The sequence below is a fragment of the Delftia sp. JD2 genome (assembly GCF_001682645.1).
Taxonomy (GTDB): Bacteria; Pseudomonadota; Gammaproteobacteria; order Burkholderiales; family Burkholderiaceae_C; genus Comamonas; species Comamonas acidovorans.
In genome coordinates this window covers 254,389-274,616 of record NZ_LFJT01000001.1, presented here as the reverse complement: position 1 = coordinate 274,616, position 20,228 = coordinate 254,389, and the positions used below count along the sequence as shown (strand labels likewise).

At 66.4% G+C, this 20,228-nt stretch carries 17 protein-coding genes; 3 read left to right on the top strand and 14 right to left on the bottom strand.

Going from position 1 to position 20,228, the window contains the following annotated elements:
• Nucleotides 1-336: 336 nt before the first annotated feature.
• The 7 genes from gshB to ACM14_RS01175 form a co-directional block, all read right to left on the bottom strand.
• The gene (gshB, locus tag ACM14_RS01205; protein WP_065345019.1) at nucleotides 337-1,287 is read right to left on the bottom strand and encodes a glutathione synthase; all 951 of its coding nucleotides are present in this window, start codon (nucleotides 1,285-1,287) and stop codon (nucleotides 337-339) included.
• A gap of 80 nt (nucleotides 1,288-1,367) precedes the next feature.
• Nucleotides 1,368-2,549, bottom strand: a complete 1,182-nt coding sequence (locus ACM14_RS01200; RefSeq protein ID WP_013804763.1) for a benzoate/H(+) symporter BenE family transporter — start codon at nucleotides 2,547-2,549, stop codon at nucleotides 1,368-1,370.
• Nucleotides 2,550-2,599: 50 nt separating this feature from the next.
• On the bottom strand, nucleotides 2,600-4,468 hold the full coding sequence (locus ACM14_RS01195) for a potassium transporter Kup (protein WP_034397428.1): 1,869 nt from the start codon (nucleotides 4,466-4,468) through the stop codon (nucleotides 2,600-2,602).
• Nucleotides 4,469-4,565: 97 nt separating this feature from the next.
• A complete protein-coding gene (gshA, locus tag ACM14_RS01190; RefSeq protein WP_012207794.1) occupies nucleotides 4,566-5,861 on the bottom strand; it encodes a glutamate--cysteine ligase in 1,296 nt (431 codons plus the stop codon).
• An 81-nt stretch (nucleotides 5,862-5,942) separates the two neighbouring features.
• Nucleotides 5,943-7,409 carry a TrkH family potassium uptake protein gene (locus ACM14_RS01185; RefSeq protein WP_013804766.1) on the bottom strand — a complete coding sequence of 489 codons (1,467 nt, stop codon included), beginning with the start codon at nucleotides 7,407-7,409 and terminating at the stop codon, nucleotides 5,943-5,945.
• A 10-nt stretch (nucleotides 7,410-7,419) separates the two neighbouring features.
• On the bottom strand, nucleotides 7,420-8,877 hold the full coding sequence (gene trkA / locus ACM14_RS01180) for a Trk system potassium transporter TrkA (protein WP_012207796.1): 1,458 nt from the start codon (nucleotides 8,875-8,877) through the stop codon (nucleotides 7,420-7,422).
• Between the two features lie 89 nt (nucleotides 8,878-8,966).
• Nucleotides 8,967-10,247, bottom strand: coding sequence for a glutamate-5-semialdehyde dehydrogenase (locus tag ACM14_RS01175; protein WP_012207797.1), 1,281 nt, complete (start codon nucleotides 10,245-10,247; stop codon nucleotides 8,967-8,969).
• A 189-nt stretch (nucleotides 10,248-10,436) separates the two neighbouring features.
• Here ACM14_RS01175 and ACM14_RS01170 point away from each other — a divergent pair, with 189 nt between their 5' ends.
• The gene (locus ACM14_RS01170; protein WP_065345018.1) at nucleotides 10,437-10,739 is read left to right on the top strand and encodes a hypothetical protein; all 303 of its coding nucleotides are present in this window, start codon (nucleotides 10,437-10,439) and stop codon (nucleotides 10,737-10,739) included.
• 10 nt (nucleotides 10,740-10,749) lie between these two features.
• On the opposite strand, the gene holA is transcribed toward ACM14_RS01170, so the two are convergent.
• From holA to leuS, 3 genes are read right to left on the bottom strand one after another with little or no spacing between them, the layout of a single operon-like run.
• Nucleotides 10,750-11,802, bottom strand: coding sequence for a DNA polymerase III subunit delta (holA, locus tag ACM14_RS01165; RefSeq protein ID WP_012207798.1), 1,053 nt, complete (start codon nucleotides 11,800-11,802; stop codon nucleotides 10,750-10,752).
• Between the two features lie 5 nt (nucleotides 11,803-11,807).
• The gene (gene lptE / locus ACM14_RS01160) at nucleotides 11,808-12,314 is read right to left on the bottom strand and encodes an LPS assembly lipoprotein LptE (protein WP_012207799.1); all 507 of its coding nucleotides are present in this window, start codon (nucleotides 12,312-12,314) and stop codon (nucleotides 11,808-11,810) included.
• 43 nt (nucleotides 12,315-12,357) lie between these two features.
• The gene (gene leuS / locus ACM14_RS01155; protein ID WP_063328564.1) at nucleotides 12,358-15,093 is read right to left on the bottom strand and encodes a leucine--tRNA ligase; all 2,736 of its coding nucleotides are present in this window, start codon (nucleotides 15,091-15,093) and stop codon (nucleotides 12,358-12,360) included.
• 362 nt (nucleotides 15,094-15,455) lie between these two features.
• Here leuS and ACM14_RS01150 point away from each other — a divergent pair, with 362 nt between their 5' ends.
• Nucleotides 15,456-16,670, top strand: a complete 1,215-nt coding sequence (locus ACM14_RS01150) for a mechanosensitive ion channel family protein (protein WP_043783749.1) — start codon at nucleotides 15,456-15,458, stop codon at nucleotides 16,668-16,670.
• A gap of 27 nt (nucleotides 16,671-16,697) precedes the next feature.
• Here the strand turns inward: ACM14_RS01150 and ACM14_RS01145 are convergent, their stop codons facing one another.
• The 4 genes from ACM14_RS01145 to ACM14_RS01130 form a co-directional block, all read right to left on the bottom strand.
• Nucleotides 16,698-17,177 carry a biopolymer transporter ExbD gene (locus ACM14_RS01145; RefSeq protein ID WP_012207802.1) on the bottom strand — a complete coding sequence of 160 codons (480 nt, stop codon included), beginning with the start codon at nucleotides 17,175-17,177 and terminating at the stop codon, nucleotides 16,698-16,700.
• A gap of 24 nt (nucleotides 17,178-17,201) precedes the next feature.
• Nucleotides 17,202-17,936, bottom strand: a complete 735-nt coding sequence (locus tag ACM14_RS01140) for a MotA/TolQ/ExbB proton channel family protein (protein ID WP_065345017.1) — start codon at nucleotides 17,934-17,936, stop codon at nucleotides 17,202-17,204.
• A gap of 64 nt (nucleotides 17,937-18,000) precedes the next feature.
• The gene (dapB, locus tag ACM14_RS01135; protein WP_065345016.1) at nucleotides 18,001-18,837 is read right to left on the bottom strand and encodes a 4-hydroxy-tetrahydrodipicolinate reductase; all 837 of its coding nucleotides are present in this window, start codon (nucleotides 18,835-18,837) and stop codon (nucleotides 18,001-18,003) included.
• Nucleotides 18,838-18,961: 124 nt separating this feature from the next.
• Nucleotides 18,962-19,510 carry an outer membrane protein assembly factor BamE gene (locus tag ACM14_RS01130; protein ID WP_065345015.1) on the bottom strand — a complete coding sequence of 183 codons (549 nt, stop codon included), beginning with the start codon at nucleotides 19,508-19,510 and terminating at the stop codon, nucleotides 18,962-18,964.
• A gap of 156 nt (nucleotides 19,511-19,666) precedes the next feature.
• Between ACM14_RS01130 and fur the strand changes: the two genes are divergently transcribed.
• Complete coding sequence (gene fur, locus ACM14_RS01125; protein ID WP_034397437.1) at nucleotides 19,667-20,092, top strand: ferric iron uptake transcriptional regulator; 426 nt, start codon at nucleotides 19,667-19,669, stop codon at nucleotides 20,090-20,092.
• Nucleotides 20,093-20,228 lie beyond the last annotated feature (136 nt).

The window sequence follows — 20,228 nt, the reverse complement described above, 5'->3', positions numbered from 1 at the left end:
CTTGGCTGTTCGCCTCAAACGCCCACGCTTATCGGCTGTATATTTTTAAGGATCGAAGCAGAGAATTTCTTCTTTACTTCCGACTCACTGCGATCAGCGAAGCCTTGAATTCTAGCACAGTTTTCAGCGTCGTTGCAATCAAATTTCTTCGATCTTTTCAACACCAGCGATCTGCATCGCTTCTCTTCAGCAGAGCCTTGCATTGTAGCACGTTTTTTAACGTTCTTGCAAAACCCTGGAAGCTTCACTTTTTAGACATTTGCATGTCATCGAGTGCAGGGGCGCAATTCTAGCACCAATCCTGGCGGATGACTGGCGTCATCCGCCAGGATTTTTTCAGGCCGTCGCCAGAGCCTGTTCCAGGGCATCGACGAAGAGGCTGGCCACGTCGCAGCCGGTCTGGTCGTAGATCTCCTGGAAGCACGTGGGGCTGGTCACATTGATCTCGGTGATGCATTGCCCGATGACATCGACGCCCGCCAGCAGCAGTCCACGCTCCATGAGGATGGGACCGATCTCCTCGGCCATGGCCTTGTCGTGCTCGCTCAGCGGCTGGGCCACGCCCTTGCCGCCGGCTGCCAGGTTGCCACGCACTTCGTTGCCCTGGGGAATGCGTGCCAGGCAGTAGGGAACCGGCTTGCCTCCGATGACGAGCACACGCTTGTCGCCCTGGGTGATCTCAGGCAGGAACTTCTGCACCATGACGCTGCTGGCACCGCCCTGGTTCAGGGTTTCGATGATGCTGCCCAGGTTGCGGCCATCGGCGCCGACCCGGAAGATGCCCATGCCGCCCATGCCGTCCAGCGGCTTGAGGATGATGTCCTGGTGCTCTTCATGGAAGGCACGGATGTCCTGTGCACTGCGAGTGACCAGGGTGGGGCCGATGAATTGCGGGAATTCGAGGATGGCCAGCTTTTCCGGATGGTCCCGCAGCGCCCTGGGCTTGTTGAAGACCTTGGCGCCTTCACGCTCGGCCTGTTCGAGCAGGTGCGTGGAATAGAAGTATTCGGAATCGAAGGGCGGGTCCTTGCGCATGAGGATGGCGTCAAAGCCTGCCAGTTCAGCCAGGCCCTCCTGGTTTGTCTCGAACCACTGCTGCGCATCCCCCGTGAGCTGAACGTGCCGCACATGGGCGACGACCTTGCCGCCACGCTGCCAGGAAAGCTGCCTGGGTTCACAGGCCACGATGGAGTGGCCGCGCCGCTGTGCCTCCCTCATCATGGCGAAGGTGGTGTCCTTGTAGGTCTGGAACGATTCGAGCGGATCGGCAACGAAGAGGATTTGCATGGCTTGTGTGCGGAAGGCGGCGGCCCGTGCCTCGCCTATATATAGGAAGCAAAAGGGGGTGCCCGGGCCTGGGCCGCATGTCAGCTGGCCCGTGCACGTCGGTAATGTTGCACAAATAGCGCCAGGCTGCCTGCGACCACGCCCCAAAACGCCGAGCCGACTCCGGCTATCACCACGCCGCTGAGCGTGACCAGGAAGGTGATCAGCGCCGCCTCCCGGTGCTCCTCTCCCTGCAGGGCCGTGGCCAGGCCGCTGCCGATGGAGCCCAGCAGGGCCAGTCCCGCAATGCAGACCACCAGTTCCCTGGGGAAGGCGGTGAGCAGCCCTGTGACCACGGCGCCGAAGATGCCGATGACTATATAGAAGAGGCCGCAGACGGCCGCTGCCGTATAGCGGCGTGATTTGTCCTCATGGGCCTCCGGCCCCATGCAGATGGCGGCGGTGATAGCGCTGAGGTTGAGCGCATATCCGCCAAAGGGGGCCAGCACCAGGGTGGCGATGCCGGTCATGCTGATGATGCGGGAGATGGGCAGGTTGTAGCCCGTGGCGCGGATGACGGCCACGCCGGGCAGGTTCTGCGAGGCCATGGTGACGACGAACAGGGGCAAGGCCAGGCTCACCAGGGCGGGCACGGAGAACTCGGGCATGGTGAAGACCGGCCAGGCAAGGCCTGCATGCACGGCAGACCATTGCATCTGGCCGGTGAGCGCCACCCAGGCGATGGAGACCGCCAGCGTGGCGATGACCGCATAGCGCGGTGCCAGGCGGCGCGACAGCAGATAGGTCAGCAGCATGACCAGCACCAGGGGCAGCGCGTGCCTGGCGGCGGCAAAGGCCTGCATGCCGAAGTTGGCAAGTACGCCCGCCAGGAGGGCGGCAGCGATTTCCATGGGGATGCGGTTCATGACGCGCTCGAACCAGCCTGTGGCACCCACCAGGATGATCAGCCCTGCGCTGATGATGAAGGCGCCGACGGCCTCGCCCATGGAAAAGCCTCCGGCAAGCCCCGCCGTGGCCAGCACGGCAGCGCCTGGCGTGGACCAGGCGACCATGACGGGCATGCGCAGTATCAGCGAGGGCAGCAAGGAGCACAGGCCCATGCCCAGCCCCAGCGCCCAGACCCAGGAGGTGATCTGCTCGGGTGTGGCATGGAAGGCCTGGGCGGCCTGGAAGACCAGGGCCACCGAGCTGGTGAAGCCCACGAGCACGGCCACGAAGCCGGCCGCAAAGGCGGAGGGACTCAAGTCACGGAGAAAGCGCATCGCGCGATTCTGTCACCACAGTCGCGGATCGTGCGATGCGCGGGCGACGCCTACAGCTCGATCTTGGAGCCCAGCTCCACCACGGAGTTGCTGGGCAGGTGCAGGAAGTCGGAGACACGGCTGGCGTTGCGGTGCATCTGGGCGAACAGCTTTTCGCGCCAGGGCGCCATGCGGTGGCTGATGCGCGGGATGATGACATCGCGCGACAGGAAGTAGCTGGTCTCCATGGCGTCGAGCTGGCAGCCCCGGGGGCGCAACAGGGACAGCGCCGCCGGCACGTCGGGTTCGTTCTTGAAGCCGTAGTTGATGATGACCTGCCAGCAGTCGCTGCCCAGGGCCTCGATCTCGGTACGCTTGTCCAGGCCCACCCAGGGAATTTCGTGGTTGCGCACCGTGACGAAGATGTTCTGGCTGTGCAGCACCTTGTTGTGCTTGAGGTTGTGCAGCAGGGCGTTGGGCACGGTGCCAGGCTCGCCGGACAGGAAGACGGCCGTGCCCGGCACCCGCGCCGGGGGATGGCGCCAGACCGATTCGAGGAAGCTCTTGAGGTCGATGGCATCGGCCTGCAGCTTTTGGTGCAGCAGCTCGCGGCCCTTGCGCCAGGTCATCATCAGCGAGAACACCGTGCCGCCGATCAGCAGCGGGAACCAGCCGCCATCGAACAGCTTGAGCAGGTTGGACGAGAAGAAGGCCAGATCCACCAGGAAGAAGAAGCCGGTGGCGGCAATGCACAGGGCCAGCGGGTAGTTCCAGCGGTAGCGGATCACGAAGAAGGTCAGCGTGGTGGTGATCAGCATGTCCAGCGTCACCGCAATGCCGTAGGCGGCCGCCAGGTTGCCGCTGGAGCGGAACAGCACCACGGCCAGCGCAATCGCCACGAACAGGCTCCAGTTGACCAGGGGCATGTAGATCTGGCCGGCCTCGCGCACGCTGGTGTGGCGCACTTCCAGGCGCGGCAGATAGCCCAGCTGTATGACCTGGCGCGTGACGCTGAAGGCACCCGTGATCAGGGCCTGCGAAGCGATGACCGTGGCCATGGTGGCCATCAGCACCAGGGGCAGCAGGGCCCAGGCCGGGGCCATCATGTAGAAGGGATTCTTCACGGCGGCCGGGTTGGCCAGCAGCAGCGCACCCTGGCCGAAGTAATTGAGCGTGAGGGCAGGCATGGCCACGGAGAACCAGGCCAGGCGAATGGGCTTCTTGCCGAAGTGGCCCAAGTCGGCGTAGAGCGCCTCCGCCCCGGTCACGCACAGCACGACGGCGCCCAGGATGATGAAGCTGGTGCCGGGGTTGTCCCAGATGAAGCGCACCGCGAAGTGCGGGCTGATGGCCGCCAGGATTTCCGGATGGCCGGCGATCTGGTGTATGCCCAGCGCGGCGATGGTGGCGAACCAGACCAGGGTGATGGGGCCGAAAAAGCGCCCTATCCCTGCCGTGCCGTGCTTCTGGAACCAGAACAGCAGGAACAGGATGACCAGGGTCAGCGGGATCACCGCCTTGGTGAAGTGCGGGGACACCACCTCCAGGCCCTCGACGGCCGAAAGCACGGAGATGGCCGGTGTGATCACGCCGTCGCCATAGAACAGCGAGGTGCCGAAGATGCCGATGAGCAGCAGCACGCTGCGCAGGCGCGGCTTGTCCTTGACGGTCTGCGAGGCCAGGGCCAGCATGGCGACCAGGCCGCCTTCGCCGTTGTTGTCGGCGCGCAGCACCAGGACCACGTATTTGAGCGAGACGATGACCGTCAGCGTCCAGAACAGCAGCGACAGGACGCCGTAGATGTTCTCCTGGGTGAACGGCACATGGCCGGAGCCGAACACCTCCTTGACCGAATACAGCACGCTGGTGCCGATATCGCCATAGACCACGCCGATGGCGCCCAGGGTGAGCGCGGCCAACGAAGATTTGGTTTTCTGCACAGGTCTATGCGCCATCCCGTGGGGAGATGGCTTCAGTCAATTGAAATGCCGGCATTGTCCGCTGTCCTGATGACGAGCGCATCGGACAGCACCCCGATCAGTCGTAGATTTCCGCGTTGGGGTTGGTCGCCTCCAGCTCATAGCTGGCCGCCAGCATGGCGACCCGGGCCACCACGCCGTACATGTAGAAGCGATTGGGCATGCTGGCACCCGGGCGGGCGCCGATCTGGGGCAGCTGGGTGCTGTGCTGGAAGGCCAGCGGCACGAAGCCGGCACCGGGCGCGTTGAGGTTTTCGTCCACATCGCGCTCGGGGTGCATGCGGTAGAAGCCGCCGACCACGTAGCGGTCCATCATGTAGACCACGGGCTCGGCCACGGCGTTGTTCATGCGCTCCTGGGTGAGCACGCCCTCCTGGATGATCACGTCGTGCACGGTCTGGCCGTCCTTGATCATGCCCATCTTGTTGCGGCTCTTGCGCGGCAGCTCGGCCAGTTCCTTGGCGTCGCGCACGGTCATCACGCCCATGCCATAGGTGCCGTTGTCGGCCTTGACGATGGCAAACGGCTTTTCCTTGATGCCGTATTCCTTGTACTTGCGGCGCACCTTGGCCAGCAGCACATCGACCTGCTCGGCCAGGCCTTCCATGCCCACGCCATTGGCGAAGTCGATGCCTTCGCTGCGCCCGAACAGCGGGTTGATCAACCAGGGATCGATGCCCAGCAGCTTGCCGAAGCGCTTGGCCACTTCCTCGTAGCTCTGGAAATGGCGGCTCTTGCGGCGCACGCTCCAGCCTGCATGCAGGGGCGGCAGCAGGTATTGCTCGTACAGCTCCTCGACGATGCCCGGCACGCCGGAGGACAGGTCGTTGTTGAGCAAGATGGTGCAGGGATCGAAATCCTTGAGGCCGATGCGGCGCTTGCTGCGGATCACCGGCTCCAGCGTCACCGTGTCGCCATGCGGCAGGGTGACGGTGGTGGTCTTCTTCACATCGGGGCTGATGGAGCCGATGCGCACATTCAGACCGGCCATGTTGAAGATGCGCTTGAGCTGCACCACGTTGGCCAGGTAATGGGTGTTGCGCGTGTGGTTCTCGGGAATGATGAGCAGGTTGCGCGCTTCGGGACAGATCTTCTCGATCGCCGCCATGGCCGCCTGCACGGCCAGCGGCAGCATTTCGTCGGTCAGGTTGTTCCAGCCGCCAGGAAACAGGTTGGTATCCACGGGCGCGAGCTTGAAGCCGGCGTTGCGGATGTCCACCGAGCAATAGAAAGGCGGCGTGTGTTCCATCCATTCGAGCCGGAACCAGCGCTCGATCGCCGGCATGGAGTCGAGGATGCGCTGCTCAAGCTCGTTGATCGGGCCTGTCAGGGCCGTGATGAGATGTGGAACCATAAAGACCCTCTGGGTACGGCGGTGGGGGGCAATTGTAGAGATTGGACCATGGTCTAAGTGTTTTCCCTAGTCTCTTCGGCATCATCGGCGCCAGAAAGCCGGGGAAAGCAGCGCCATGAAGCTGAGGATTTCCAGGCGCCCCAGCAGCATGGCCAGGGTGCAGATCCAGGTCTGGAAGTCGGTGAGCACAGCATAGTTGGAGCTCGGCCCCAGCGCGCCCAGGCCCGGCCCCATGCAGTGCACGCTGGCCAGCACGGCGGAAAAGGCGGTCACCGGGTCCAGGTCGGTGAGCAGCAGCACCATGCTGAGCGTGATCACGGTGGCGCCATAGACCAGCATGAAGGCCAGCACCGAGAAGATCATGCGGTCGTCCACCACGCCGTTGCCCAGTCGCACGGGCTGCATGGCGCGCGGGTGCACGAGCCGCGTGAGCTCGCGCCGCGCCTGCTTGAGCAGGATGAGCATGCGCACCATCTTGATGCCGCCACCCGTGGAGCCCGCGCTGGTGGCCACGCCCGACAGCAGCAGCATGAGCACGGGCGCGAAGACGGGCCAGCTCAGGTAGTCGACGGTGGTGAAGCCCGTGGTCGTGGCCACCGAGACCACGTGGAAGATGCCGTAGCGCAGCGCCTCGACAGGCCCGTACACGCCCTTGGCCCACAGCAGCAACGCGACGATGAGCCCGCCGCCCAGCAGCACGGCCAGCGTGGCGCGCATTTCGGGGTCGCGCCAGAAGCCGTCCCAGCGGCCCTTGCGCATGGCCACGAAGTACAGCGCGAAGTTGCAGCTGGCCAGCAGCATGAAGACCAGGGCGATCAGCTCGATCAGCGGCGAGTCGAAGTAGGCGAAGCTGGCGTCGTGCGAGGACAGGCCGCCCAGGCTCACCGTGGCGAACATGTGCATCAGCGCATCCAGCGGCTCCATGCCCGCGGCCCAGAAGGCCAGTGCACAGGCCAGCGAGAACACGCCGTAGACGCCCCACAGGCCCTTGGCGGTCTCGGTCATGCGCGGCGTCAGCTTGGTGTCCTTGATGGGGCCGGCGGCCTCGGCGCGGAACAGCTGGGCACCGCCCACGCCCAGCAGCGGCAGGATGGCCACGGCCAGGATCAGGATGCCCATGCCGCCCAACCATTGCAGGAAGGTGCGCCAGACGTTGATGGACACGGGCAATGCGTCCAGCCCCGTGAGCACGGTGGCGCCCGTCGTCGTCAGGCCCGAGACGGCCTCGAAATAGGCATGGGTGAAGCTGATGCTCAGGCCCACATGGCCCAGGCCCAGCACCAGCGGCAGCATGGCGCACAGCGGCAGCACCACCCAGACCAGGGTGACGAGGATGACGCCGTGGCGCGGCTGCAGCTCGCGCCGGAAATGGTCCAGGCCTACCCACAGCGACAGCCCCGCCGCCGCCGTGATGCCGATGGCCCAGGGGTAGATGCGCCAGATGCCGTCGTCGGCAAACCAGGACACGGCAAAGGGCAGCAGCATGGACAGCGCGAACATGACCATGAGCATGCCAAGCACGCGCAGGACGGGGAACAGGTCGCGCATGGGTATGGGCTCAGAAGAAGGTGGCGCTGACGCGGAACAGGTTTTCCACGTCCCGCACCAGCCGCTTGTGGGGCAGGAAGAAGACCACGTGGTCGCCGCTCTCGATCACGGTGTTGCCGCGCGGGATGATGACCTCGGGCTCGGCACCGGCCGCGATCTCGTCGGCCGGCACGCCTTCGGGAATGCCGCGCACGATAAGGCCGATGTGCGCATCCTCGGGCACGCGCAGGTCCTCGACCTTGCGGCCGACCACGCGCGAGCTCTTGCGGTCGCCGCGCGCCACGATCTCCAGCGCCTCGGCCACGCCCCGGCGCAGGCTGTGCACGGCCTGCACGTCGCCGCGGCGCACATAGGCCAGCAGCTCGCCGAGCATGGCCTGGGCCGGCGACAGCGCAATGTCGATCTGCGTGCCGTGCATCAGGTCGGCATAGGCGCGCCGCGTGATCAGCGAGAGCACGCGCCGCGCGCCCATGCGCTTGCCCAGCAGGCTGGCCATGATGTTGTTTTCGTCGTCGTCGGTGAGGGCCAGGAACAGGTCCACGTCCTCCACGCTTTCATCGGCCAGCAGGTCTTCGTCGGTGGCATCGCCGTGCAGCACCAGCACCTCGGCCGGCAGCAGCGAGGCCAGGTCCTGGCAGCGCTGCTCGTCGGGCTCGATGATCTTGATGTGAAAGCGGCCCGGCACGCGCGACAGCTGCAGCGCCAGGCGCAGGCTGACCTGGTCGCCACCGGCGATCATGATGCGGTAGACAGGGCGCGACGGCCGGCCCGCGGGCTGGTGGATGGCGCGCAGCACCTCGGCCACATGCTCGCGCGCGGCCAGGATGAAGACTTCGTCGCCCGGCTCAATGCGGGTGTTGCCGTCGCAGCGCACGAAGCGGTCGGGCTCCTCCAGGAAACGCCGGTAGATGGCCACGATGCGCATGGCCAGCTCGGGCATGCAGTCGCGCAGCTCGCCGATGTGCTTGCCGACGGCGGGGGCGCCGTCGCGCGCACGCACCGAGGCCAGCGCGGCGCGCCCGCCCGCGAAGGCGCGCACCTGCATGGCTTCGGGGAACTCGATGAGCTTGCTGATGTAGTTGGTCAGCGATTCCTCGGGGCAGATGATGCGGTCCACGCCGAAGCCTTCCTTGCCCAGCAGCGTCTCGTCATCGCCAAAGCCCGAGGAGCGCACGCGCGCGATGCGGGTGGGAATCTCGAACAGCACCTGGGCCAGCTTGCAGCACACCAGGTTGGTTTCGTCGAGCGCGGCGCAGGCGATCAGCAGGTCCGTGTCCTTGGCTCCGGCCTCGGCCAGCACCTGGGGATCGATACCGTTGCCCACGACGCCGCGCAGGTCGAAGCGCGACTCCAGCTCGCGCAGGCGACGCGCATCGGTGTCGATCACCGTGATGTCGTTGCGTTCGGACACCAGGCTTTCGGCCACGCTGTAGCCCACACGGCCGGCGCCAAGAATGATGATTTTCATGGGTTCATTGCGGTGCTGCGGTGCCGGCGCGGGGCATCCCGGCGCGGGGCGTCCCGGCCGGGTGCCTGCCGGCGCGCAGCACGGTCCGGTCAGGTGCGGACTTCGCCTTCACCCAGCACCACGTATTTGAGCGAGGTGAGACCTTCGATGCCCACAGGACCGCGCGCATGGAACTTGTCGGTGCTGATGCCGATTTCCGCGCCCAGGCCGTACTCGAAGCCATCGGCAAAGCGGGTGCTGGCATTGACCATGACGCTGGCCGAGTCCACCTCGCGCAGAAAGCGCTGGGCATGCATGTGGTCGCGCGTGAGGATGGCATCCGTGTGGTGGCTGGAGTAGCGGTTGATGTGGGCGATGGCTTCGTCCACACCCGCGACGATCTTGACGCTGATGATGGGCGCCAGGTATTCCTCGCTCCAGTCCTGCTCGGTGGCCTCGGCCAGTTGGGCACCGGCCACGGACTTCAGGATGGCCAGCGATTCGGGGCAGCCGCGCATCTCGACCCCCTTGGCGGCGTAGATGGCGCCGATCTGCGGCAGGAACTCGGCGGCCACGCCGCGCGCCACCAGCAGGCTCTCGCTGGCGTTGCAGGGGCTGTACTTGTTGGTCTTGGCGTTGTCGGCCACCTTGACGGCCATGGCGATGTCGCAGGGATCATCGACATAGGTGTGGCAATTGCCGTCCAGGTGCTTGATGACGGGCACCTTGGCCTCGCGGCTGATGCGCTCGATCAGGCCCTTGCCGCCGCGCGGGATGATGACGTCCACGTAGTCGGGCATGGCGATGAGCTGGCCCACGGCCTCGCGGTCCGTGGTCTGCACCAGCTGCACGCCGTGCTCGGGCAGGCCGGCCTCGGCCAGCGCCCTGGCCACGAGGGCGGCCAGTGCCTTGTTGGAGTCGATGGCTTCCGAGCCGCCGCGCAGGATGCAGGCGTTGCCGCTCTTGATGCTGAGGCTGGCCGCCTCGATGGTCACGTTGGGGCGGCTCTCGTAGATCATGCCGAACACGCCGATCGGCACACGCATCTGGCCCACGCGGATGCCGCTGGGCATTTGCTTCATGCCGATGATCTCGCCGATCACGTCGGCCATGGATGCCAGCTGTTCGCAGCCCTGGGCACAGGTTTCAAGCACCTTGGGCGTCAGGCGCAGGCGGTCCACCATGGGTGCGGACAGGCCGTTGGCCACGGCGCGGTCGAGGTCACGGGCGTTGTCGGTCTGCAACGGCTCCACGTTCTCCCGCAGCAGGCGCGCCAGCGCCAGCAGGGCGCGGCTTTTGACGGCAGCCGAGGCTCGGGCCATCTGGGCGGAGGCCACTTTGGCCTGAACGCCCAGGTTGTGGGTGTATTCGACGATATTGAGCGCGTTCATTCCGAGATTCTCGCCGAGTTGCGCCCATTTGCGCACCGGGACCGGGCATGCCCCGCGCCGACATGCGGCTGCGACGCGGCCGGGATGCGTCTGCGCACGGCCGCCAGAGGGCAAACCCCGCGTTGCGGCGGCCGGCAGGATGTCGCGGCCACCCTACACTGCTGCCCAGTACGCAGAGGTTTTCCCGCCATGTCCACCAGCCACGACACTCTTCTCGCCGCCCAGCAGCTCGCCCAGCTGCATGCCGGCTTCGCCCAACTGGCACAGCAGCAGCTGTCGGCCGCCGTGCTCGGACAGCAGGCCAGGGCCTCATCGGAGTTGCTGCAGGCCCTGCCGCCGCGCTACGGCGAAGTGCTGCTCAATCTGCTGGACCGACTGGAGTCCAGCGCGCTGTTCAGCGAGGAAAGCTGCTCCTTCAGCCAGAAGGACCTGCTGGACAACCTTGAGGCCTGGGCCACCAAGGCCCAGGCGCAGCTGGAAAAGACGCGCTAGGAACGGTACGTCAGCCCTTGGCGCCGGCCTGGGCCAGGTCCACGGCCAGGCGGCGCAGGGCCTGCCAGCCGTCGCGCGGCCAGCCTTCGAAAGCCAGGCCCTTGACGATGCCGTCCACCGCGTGGGCCGATTGCAGCAGGCGCGCGGCCTGGGCATCGGTGATGCGCGGCAGCAGGCGCTCGAACAAGCGTTCCTTGACGCCCCAGATGCGCTGGGCGCGCAGCGCCATCGGCAGGGGCTGGCCTGCGGCCATGGCGTCCCTCACGCGGCAGATGGCGCGGATGTCCTCGGCCAGGGTCCAGTGCACCAGCACCTCGGCCGTGCCTTCGGCCTGCAGGCCATCGAGCATGCGCGAGACGCGCGCCAGCTGCCCGCCCAGCACGGCCTCCGACAGCTTGAAAACGTCGTAGCGCGCCACATTGAGCACGGCCTGCTCGACCTGGGCCTGGCTCAGTTCACCCTCGGGATGCAACAGCGCCAGCTTCTGGATTTCCTGGTGCGCGGCCAGCAGGTTGCCTTCGACGCGGTCGGCAAAGAACTGCAGCGTGCGCTGCCCTTCCTCGCCGGGTGCGACGCGCTGGCCCTGGGCCGCCAGCCGCTGGGCAATCCAGGCCGGCAACTGGGCGCGCTCAATGGGATCGATCTGCAGCGTCATGCCCTGGGCCTCCAGCGCGCTGAACCAGGCCCCCGTCTTGGTGGCCTTGTCCAGGCGCGGCAGCAGGACCAGGGTGAGCGTGCTGTCGTTGCCCCGCGCGGACTCGGCGATCTGCTGCAGCGCGGCGCCGCCGTCCTTGCCGGGCTTGCCCGAGGGAATGCGGATCTCGACGATCTGCCGGTCGGCGAACAGCGACAGCGAGCCACCGGCCGCCAGCACGGCGCTCCAGTCGAAATGCGCGCCGGCCACGGTATAGCTGCTGCGCTCGGTATAGCCGGCCGCGCGCGCCGCGGCGCGGATGGCATCGGCCGCCTCCTGCTGCTGCAGCGGCTCGTCGCCGTGCAGCACATAAAGCGGGCGCAGGCCCTTGGCCAGATGGCCGCCAAGCTGGTTCAGGGCAAGCTGCATGGGGCTCAGGTCAGGCTCTTGACGGCGGCCAGACGGCGCAGCAACTGCTGCACGATGTCGGTGCGCATGTCCTTGTAGAGCATGGCTTCCTCGGCTTCCTTGGACAGCGCGTTGGTTTCGTTGTACGTCACATCGCGCTGCTGCAGGATTTCGGTCTCGGGAATCGGCTCGTCGCCATTGGGCGTGCGCAGCTTGAAGCGCACGCGCAGGCGCAGCTGCAACTCGCGCACCTGGCCCAGCGCGTTCATGCCGACGATGACCCGCTCCTGCCGCTCGCTGACGATCTGGAAGATCGCTTCGGCATCGTCGGGCGATGCCGGATCGCGCAGCACGGTCAGCTTGTCGCTGGCACTGGCCAGATTGCGCGAAAGCTCCCGCGCTACCGGAGAGCCCCGGCCCGCCTGGATGTAGAGCGAGCGGAACACGAAGGTCGGCACCCCCCGCAGGCGAAAGCCGCAGGCCCCCAGCAGCGGAGCCAGGGCCAGGGCGGTGAGCAGGGTACGTTTTTGCATGCTTGTTCCTTGCGGGCGCCGGGCAGGCCCGGCGCCCAGGGGGTCAGACCACGACGTTCACGAGGCGGCCAGGTACCACGATCACCTTCTTGGGCACGGCACCGTTGGTGAACTTCTGGCATTCCTCGTTGGCCAGGGCGATGCGCTCGATCTCGGCCTTGTCGGCCGTCGAGGACACCAGGATGGCCCCGCGCAGCTTGCCGTTGACCTGCAGCACCAGAGAGATCTCGTCCTGCACCAGAGCCTGGGGATCGACCTGGGGCCAGGGCGCATCCAGCACGTCGCCCAGGTGGGCGGCGTAGCCCAGCTCGCTCCACAGCGCATGGGCCAGGTGGGGCGTGGCCGGGTAGAGCACGCGCAGCAGGATGCCGAAGCCTTCGATCAGCGCCACCTGGGCGCCCGCGTCGTCGAAGGACTTGAAGTCCTCCAGCGCGTTGATCATCTTCATGGCGCCCGAGACCACGGTGTTGTACTGCATGCGCTGGTAGTCGTATTCCACCTGCTTGAGCACGGTGTGGATCTCCAGGCGCAGGGACTTGGCGGCCTTGCCGAACTCCACGTCGTCCAGCGACTTGGCGCCGGCCACGCTTTGCACGGCACCGGCCATGTCCATCTGCGACAGCTTGGCGCCGAAGTTGTAGACGCGGCGCAGGAAGCGGTAGCTGCCTTCGACGGCGGCATCGTTCCACTCCAGCGTCAGCTCGGGCGGCGCGGTGAACATGGTGTACAGGCGCGCGGTGTCGGCGCCGTACTTCTCGATCAGCTCCTGCGGATCGATGCCGTTGTTCTTGGACTTGGACATGGTGCCCACGCCCTCGTAGTCGATGTCCGTGCCCACGGGCAGCAGGCCATCGGCGCTGTCCACCTCGGCCTTGAGCTTGGCGCCCACGATCTTGCCGGTCTCGTCGAACACATGCTCGACATCCTTGGGCCAGAAGTACTCCTTGGCACCCTTGGCCGTGCGGCGGCTGTAGATGTGGTTGAGCACCATGCCCTGGGTCAGCAGCTTGGTGAAGGGCTCATCGACCTTGACCAGGCCCAGGTCACGCATGACCTTGGTCCAGAAGCGCGCGTACAGCAGGTGCAGGATGGCGTGCTCGATGCCGCCGATGTACTGGTCCATGCCGCTGCCGCCGGTGGCGGCATTCTGGTCCCGCATCCAGTACTCGGCACCTTCCGCCACCATCTGCTCGCTGTTCCTGGCGTCGCAATAGCGCATGAAGTACCAGGACGAGTCCACGAAGGTGTCCATGGTGTCGGTCTCGCGGCGCGCGCTCTTGCCGCAGCAGGGGCAGACCACGCCGGCGTGGAAGGCTTCGCTCTTGATCAGGGGGTTGCCCGAGCCATCGGGCACCAGGTCCTGGGGCAGGACCACGGGCAGGTCCTTGGCGGGCACGGGCTGGGCGCCGCAGTCCTCGCAGTGGATGATGGGAATCGGCGTGCCCCAGTAGCGCTGGCGGCTCACGCCCCAGTCGCGCAGGCGCCAGGTGGTTTTCTTCTCGCCAAGACCCTTGGCGGCCAGCAGTTCGGCCACCTTGTCCACGGCCGCCACATGGGGCAGGCCGTCGAGTTCGCCGGAATCGATGCAGACAGCGCGCTGCTTGTCGCCGTACGAGTCGGCCCATGCCTCGGTGCTGAAGGTCTCGCCTTCGACCGCGATGACCTGGCGGATGGCGATGCCGTACTTCTTCGCAAAGGCGAAGTCGCGCTCGTCATGCGCGGGCACGCCCATGACGGCGCCGTCGCCGTAGCTCATGAGCACGTAGTTGCCGACCCAGACCTCGACCTGGGCGCCCGTCAGCGGATGCGTGACGAACAGGCCCGTGGGCAGGCCTTCCTTTTCCTTGACCGCGAGTTCGGCCTCGGTAGTGCCGCCCTTCTTGCACTCTTCGATGAAGGCGGCCAGCTTGGGGCTCGTGGCGGCGGCGTGCAGGGCCAGCGGATGCTCGGGCGCCACGGCGCAGAACGTCACGCCCATGATGGTGTCGGCACGCGTGGTGAACACGTACAGGCGGCCGTCCTGGATGGGCTGGCCGTCGGCGCCACGGATGTCGTGGGTGAACGCAAAGCGCACACCGGAGCTCTTGCCGATCCAGTTTTCCTGCATCAGGCGGACTTTTTCAGGCCAGCCGGTCAGCGTGGCCTTGTCGCCACCCACCTGGACATGGTCCAGCAGCTCCTGGGCGTAGTCGGTGATCTTCAGGTAGTAGCCGGGGATTTCGCGCTTTTCGACCGGCGCGCCCGTGCGCCAGCCGCGGCCGTCGATGACCTGCTCGTTGGCCAGCACGGTCTGGTCCACCGGGTCCCAGTTCACGACCTGGGTCTTGCGGTAGGCAATGCCCTTTTCCAGCATCTTCAGGAACAGCCACTGGTTCCACTTGTAGTAGTCGGGGTCGCAGGTGGCGATCTCGCGGCTCCAGTCGATGGCCAGCCCCATCGCCTGCATCTGCTTTTTCATGTAGGCGATGTTGTCGTAGGTCCACTGCGCGGGCGGCACCTTGTTCTTGAGCGCAGCGTTCTCGGCCGGCAGGCCGAAGGCGTCCCAGCCCATGGGCATGAGGACGTTGTAGCCCTTCATGCGCAGCTGGCGCGTCAGCATGTCGTTGATGGTGTAGTTGCGCACATGGCCCATGTGCAGCTTGCCGCTGGGGTAGGGCAGCATGGAGCAGGCGTAGAACTTGGGCTTGGCCTGGTCTTCGGTCACGCGGTAAGCGTCGCGGGCGGACCAGTGGTCTTGCGCTGCGCGCTCAACGTCGATGTGGTTGTATTTCTCTTGCATGGTGCTGCGGCCCAGGGGCCTGACAAGGTGGATTGCCGGAATCAACCGGCGATTTTAGGCCCCCGGCCCGGCCGTGCCCGAAGCCGCCCACAAGCCCGCAGGCGGTACTGCGTCATCGGCGGCCGCTTGCCCGCCTGTGGCACGGGGAAAAGCCGCACTGCGTATGCTTGCCAGCTCTGCGGCGCCATGCCGCAGGCGTTCCTCCATCGCCAGCCCGGGCTTGCGCAGGAACCGATGCGCATCTCCCGGGCATGCCGCCACTGCGCGCGGCCTCATGGTGCCGGCCGCAGGCAGGCCGGCACTGCAATGCCCTGGAGTTTTTCTTGCTGAACTGGTCTTTGATTTCCGGCTGGGATCCCGTCATGCAGGCCCTGGCCGCGCTGTGCGCGCTGGTGCTGCTGGCCCGCTCGGCGGGGTTTGTCGTGCAATGGCTGCTGCTGCGTGTGCTGCCGCGCATGCGCAGCACGCTGGTGGAGATGGAATGGGCGCAGGTGCTGCTGCACGACAGCGTGCTGCAGCGGCTGGCCAAGGCCGTGCCTTCGCTGGTCATGCAGTCGGGCGTGCAGGCCATACCGCAGCTGCAGCCGCAGTGGGCCACGCTGATCCTGAACCTGGCCATCGCCTGCACCATCTACCACGTGGCCCGCGTGATCAGCGCCCTGCTCAACGCCATGAACGAGGCGCACGAGCTCAAGGAGGAGCGCAAGGCCACGCAGGCCCATTCGATCAAGAGCTATGTGCAGCTGGGCAAGCTGCTGGTGTTCCTGATCGCCATCGTGCTCATCGTCGCCACCCTGGTGGACCGCTCTCCGTTGCTGCTGCTGTCGGGCCTGGGCGCGGCCTCGGCCGTGCTGATGCTGATCTTCAAGGACACCATCATGTCCTTCGTGGCCGGCGTGCAGCTGGGCTCCAACGACATGCTGCGCGTGGGCGACTGGATAGAGATGCCCCAGGTCGGCGCCGATGGCTTCGTGATCGACATCGCGCTGCACACGGTGAAGGTGCAGAACTGGGACAAGACCATCACCACCATTCCCACCTGGCGGCTGATGAGCGACAGCTATAAGAACTGGCGCGGCATGTTCGAGTCGGGCGGGCGCCGCATCCGCCGCTCGCTGCACATAGACGCCCACACCATCCGCCTGCTGACGCCCGAGCAGCGGCAGAAACTGGCGCTGCTGGAGCCCCTGAAGGACCATTGGACCCGCAGCGGCGACCTGCGCATGGCCGACGCGCCTGCAGGCAGCGAGATGGCCGCGCAGCAACTCAGCAATCTGGCCGTTTTCAAGGCCTATGCATACGCCTACCTGCTGCGCCATCCGCACATCCACAAGACGCCGAACATGTTTTTGCTCGTGCGCACCATGGAGCCTTCGCCCATGGGGGTGCCGCTGGAGCTGTTTTGCTACACCAGCACCACGGTCTGGGTGGAGTACGAGGCCATACAGGGCGCGATCTTCGACCACCTGATCGGCATGCTGCCCCTGTTCGGGCTCAGCCTGTACCAGCGTTCCTCGGACCATGGCCAGCATCTGCGGCTGGCGGGCAGCGAGCGCTGGCCCGAAGGACAGGAGTAGGTTCGCGGGCGCAGGCCCGGAGGCGTTTCAGCGCCCGGCGCCGGAGGGGCCCAGGACGGCGGCGGACCGGCCCTCCTGGCTTCGCGCAGGCTCCGCCACGAAGCCCATGCGCGTCAGGCCCGCCGCGTGGGCCCAGCCCATGAGCTCGGCCACGCGGCCATAGGGCACGGCCTGGTCGGCACGCAATTGCAGCTCGGCCTGGGGATTGCGGGCGCCAAGCCGGGCCAGGCGCTCGCGCAGTGCCTCGGGCGTGGTGGGCTGGCCCTGCACCCAGAGCGCGCCCTGGGCATCGACCTCCAGCAGCAGCGCATCGTCCTCGCCCGCAGCCGCCATGGGCTGGGTGCCCTGGGCCTGGGGCAATTGCACTCGCAGGGAGGCGGCCAGCATGGGCGCCGCAAGAATGAAGATGACCACCAGCACCAGCATCACGTCCACCAGCGGGGTGACGTTGATGGCGTGCATGGGCTGGGGGGCGCTCTCCTTGCCGCTCAGTCGTCCGAAGGCCATGTGCGCTCCTGCCTGGCCGCCCGGTCAGGGCGCTTCCATGGGGCCGGCCGGCAGGCCGGCGACGGGCATGCCGTCATCCTGCTGCGCCTGCCCGGGCTGCTCCAGGCCGAACATGGCCTGCAGGTCATGGGCAAAGCCTTCGAGCAGGGCTTCCATCTGGGCGGCGGCGCGGCCCAGCAGGTTATAGGCCAGCACGGCCGGCAGGGCCACGGCCAGGCCAGCTGCCGTCATCACCAGGGCCTCGCCCACAGGGCCGGCCAGTTGCTCGATGCCGATCTGTCCGCTGCCGGCCAGCGTGGCCAGCGCGTGGTGAATGCCCCAGACGGTGCCCAGCAGGCCGACGAACGGCGCCGTGGCGCCCACGGTGGCCAGCAGGGTCTGGCCCCATTGAAGCTGGTGGCTGGCCGACTGCAGCGCCTGGCGCAGGCCGCGCGTGAGGCGCACGGAGCGCGCTGCGCGCCCCGAGAGCGCCATGCCGCTGCTGCCCGTGGGCGCGAGGGCCTGGGACACGGCCCCGGCCATGGGCGCCACCAGTTGCTGGCGATCGCCCTCGGCCATGCATGCTTGGCCCGTGGCCAGGTCCGGCGCACTCCAGAAGGCCGCAATGGCCTGTGGAACGCGGCGGCGGCTGGCGGCCATGAACCAGATCTTCCAGACGATGACCACCCAGCTGGCCACCGACAGCGCCAGCAGCAGCAGCGCCGTGCCGCGCGCCACTGCGTCGCCTTGCTGCCACCAGAGCCAGAGTGGGCCGGTCATGGTCTTTATCTCGCCCGTATGGCCAAAGAGAGGTACGCGGCGCTACGGCCCAGGGTCTGTGCCATCACAGACCCAGGACATCGTTCATGTCGTACTGGCCCGTTGCCTTGCCTGCCAGGAAGCGCGCCGCCCGCAGGCTGCCCTGGGCATAGCCGGCACGGCTGCTGGACTTGTGCGAGATCTCGATGCGCTCGCCCGTGCCCGCGAACAGCACCGTGTGGTCGCCGATGATGTCGCCGCCGCGCACGGTGGCAAAGCCGATGGTGTTGTGCTCGCGCGCGCCGGTGTGGCCGAAGCGCTCGTAGACGGCGCGGTCGGCCAGCTTCGTGCCCTGGGCTTCGGCGATGACCTCGCCCATCTTGAGGGCCGTGCCCGAGGGGGCATCGACCTTGTGGCGGTGATGGGCCTCGACGATTTCGATGTCATAGCCGCTGGACAGCGCCTTGGCCGCCATCTCCAGCAGCTTGAAGGTGACGTTCACGCCCACGCTCATGTTGGGCGACAGCACCACGGCCGTGCGCTGGGCGTACTCGGCGATGCGGGCCTTTTGCTCGTCGCTGAAGCCCGTGGTGCCGATGACCAGCTTGACGCCCAGCTCGGCGCAGATGGCCAGGTGGTCCATCGTGCCTTCGGGGCGCGTGAAGTCGATCAGGCAATCGGCCTTGGACAGCGCGGCACGCACATCGCTTTCGATGGCGATGCCGCTGGGCTGGCCCAGGAAGGCCGAGGGGTCGGTGCCCAGCGAAGGGCTGTCGGCGCGGTCCAGCGCGGCGGCCAGCGCAAGGTCATCGCTTTGCGCGATGGCCTCGATCAGCATGCGGCCCATGCGGCCGGAGGCGCCGGCCACGGCCACACGCAGGCGCTGGTTGTTGCTGGAGGAAGTGGCAGTCGTGGCGTTCATGTCGGGAAGGGGATGCACAAGCTCAATGCATGGACGGCAGGCAACAGGGGCGCCAGACAGGCGCCGCGGCGGCCGCCATCCACGGAAAAACGCCCGCATGCCTTGCGGCGCGCGGGCGGCGATATCAACGGGCGCCGGATTCCAGTGGCGGGTAGCTGGCCGCTGCGGGCGGCGGCTCGGCAGCCACGGGCTCTTCCACAGGCTTGGCGGCCGGGAACTTGGACAGCTGCTCCTCGCTGGCTTCCAGCTGCGGAATCTTGCCCAGCTTCTTCTTGGAGCCCAGGCTGGCGACGAATTCGGCCTCGGTGGGCATCTCGTCGCCTTCGGAGCGGGCAAACAGGTCGCCGTTGAAGAAGACGGTCAGCTTGCGCACCTGAGAATCGACGCCGGGGCGCTTGATGGTGAACACATATTCCCAGCGGTCGGCGTGGAATACGCTGGTGACCAGCGGCGTGCCGAGAATGTCGCGCACCTGCTGGCGGCTCATTCCGGGCTGCAGGGCCTCGACCTGTTCACGGGAGACGAAGTTGCCTTGGACGACCTCGACCTTGTAGGGAGTGACGACATTGGCGACTCGGTGCGCGGCGCCATCGAGGCTGCTGCAGCCTGCCAGCGCCACCCCGATCGACAGCATCAGGGCCGCACTCGTGCGGCAACGGGCTTGAACATGCATTGGTATCAGCATAGGGATATGATCGTGGATCATTGTAGCGGCTGGTCCCTAGGGCTTGCGATCATGCGACGCCCCTGGCACCAGGGCCATTTTGTTCGCCGCCCCGCGCCTGCCATGGTGGCAGTCCAGCGGGCAGTCTCTGCCAAAGACCCAGACATGAAGAACATCGACGAACTCAAGAGTACCGGCCTGAAGGCCACGCTTCCCCGCCTGAAGATCCTGGAGATCTTCCAGACGGGTGCGCAACGCCACATGACGGCCGAAGACGTGTTCCGCGTGCTGCTGGACGAACGCTCGGACATCGGCCTGGCCACGGTCTACCGCGTGCTCACGCAGTTCGAGCAGGCCGGCATCCTCATCCGCAGCAATTTCGAGAGCGGCAAGGCCGTCTACGAACTCAATGAAGGCCAGCACCACGACCACTTCGTGTGCACCAGCTGCGGCAAGGTCGAGGAGTTCTACGATCCCGATATCGAAAAGCGCCAGAACCTGATCGCCAAGGCCAAGGGCTGGGTGATCCAGGACCATTCGATGGCCCTGTACGGACACTGCGCGGAGTGCGCAAGCCGGGCAAGCAAGTAAGGCCGGGTCCCTCAAAAAAAGCGGAGTGTGAAGCACTCCGCTTTTTTTTGCCTTTTACTTTTTGCTACCCGCGCTTTACAGGGCGAAGCACATGGGCGGAGGATGCTGGCGTCCAATGGATGCCCCCTACCCACCG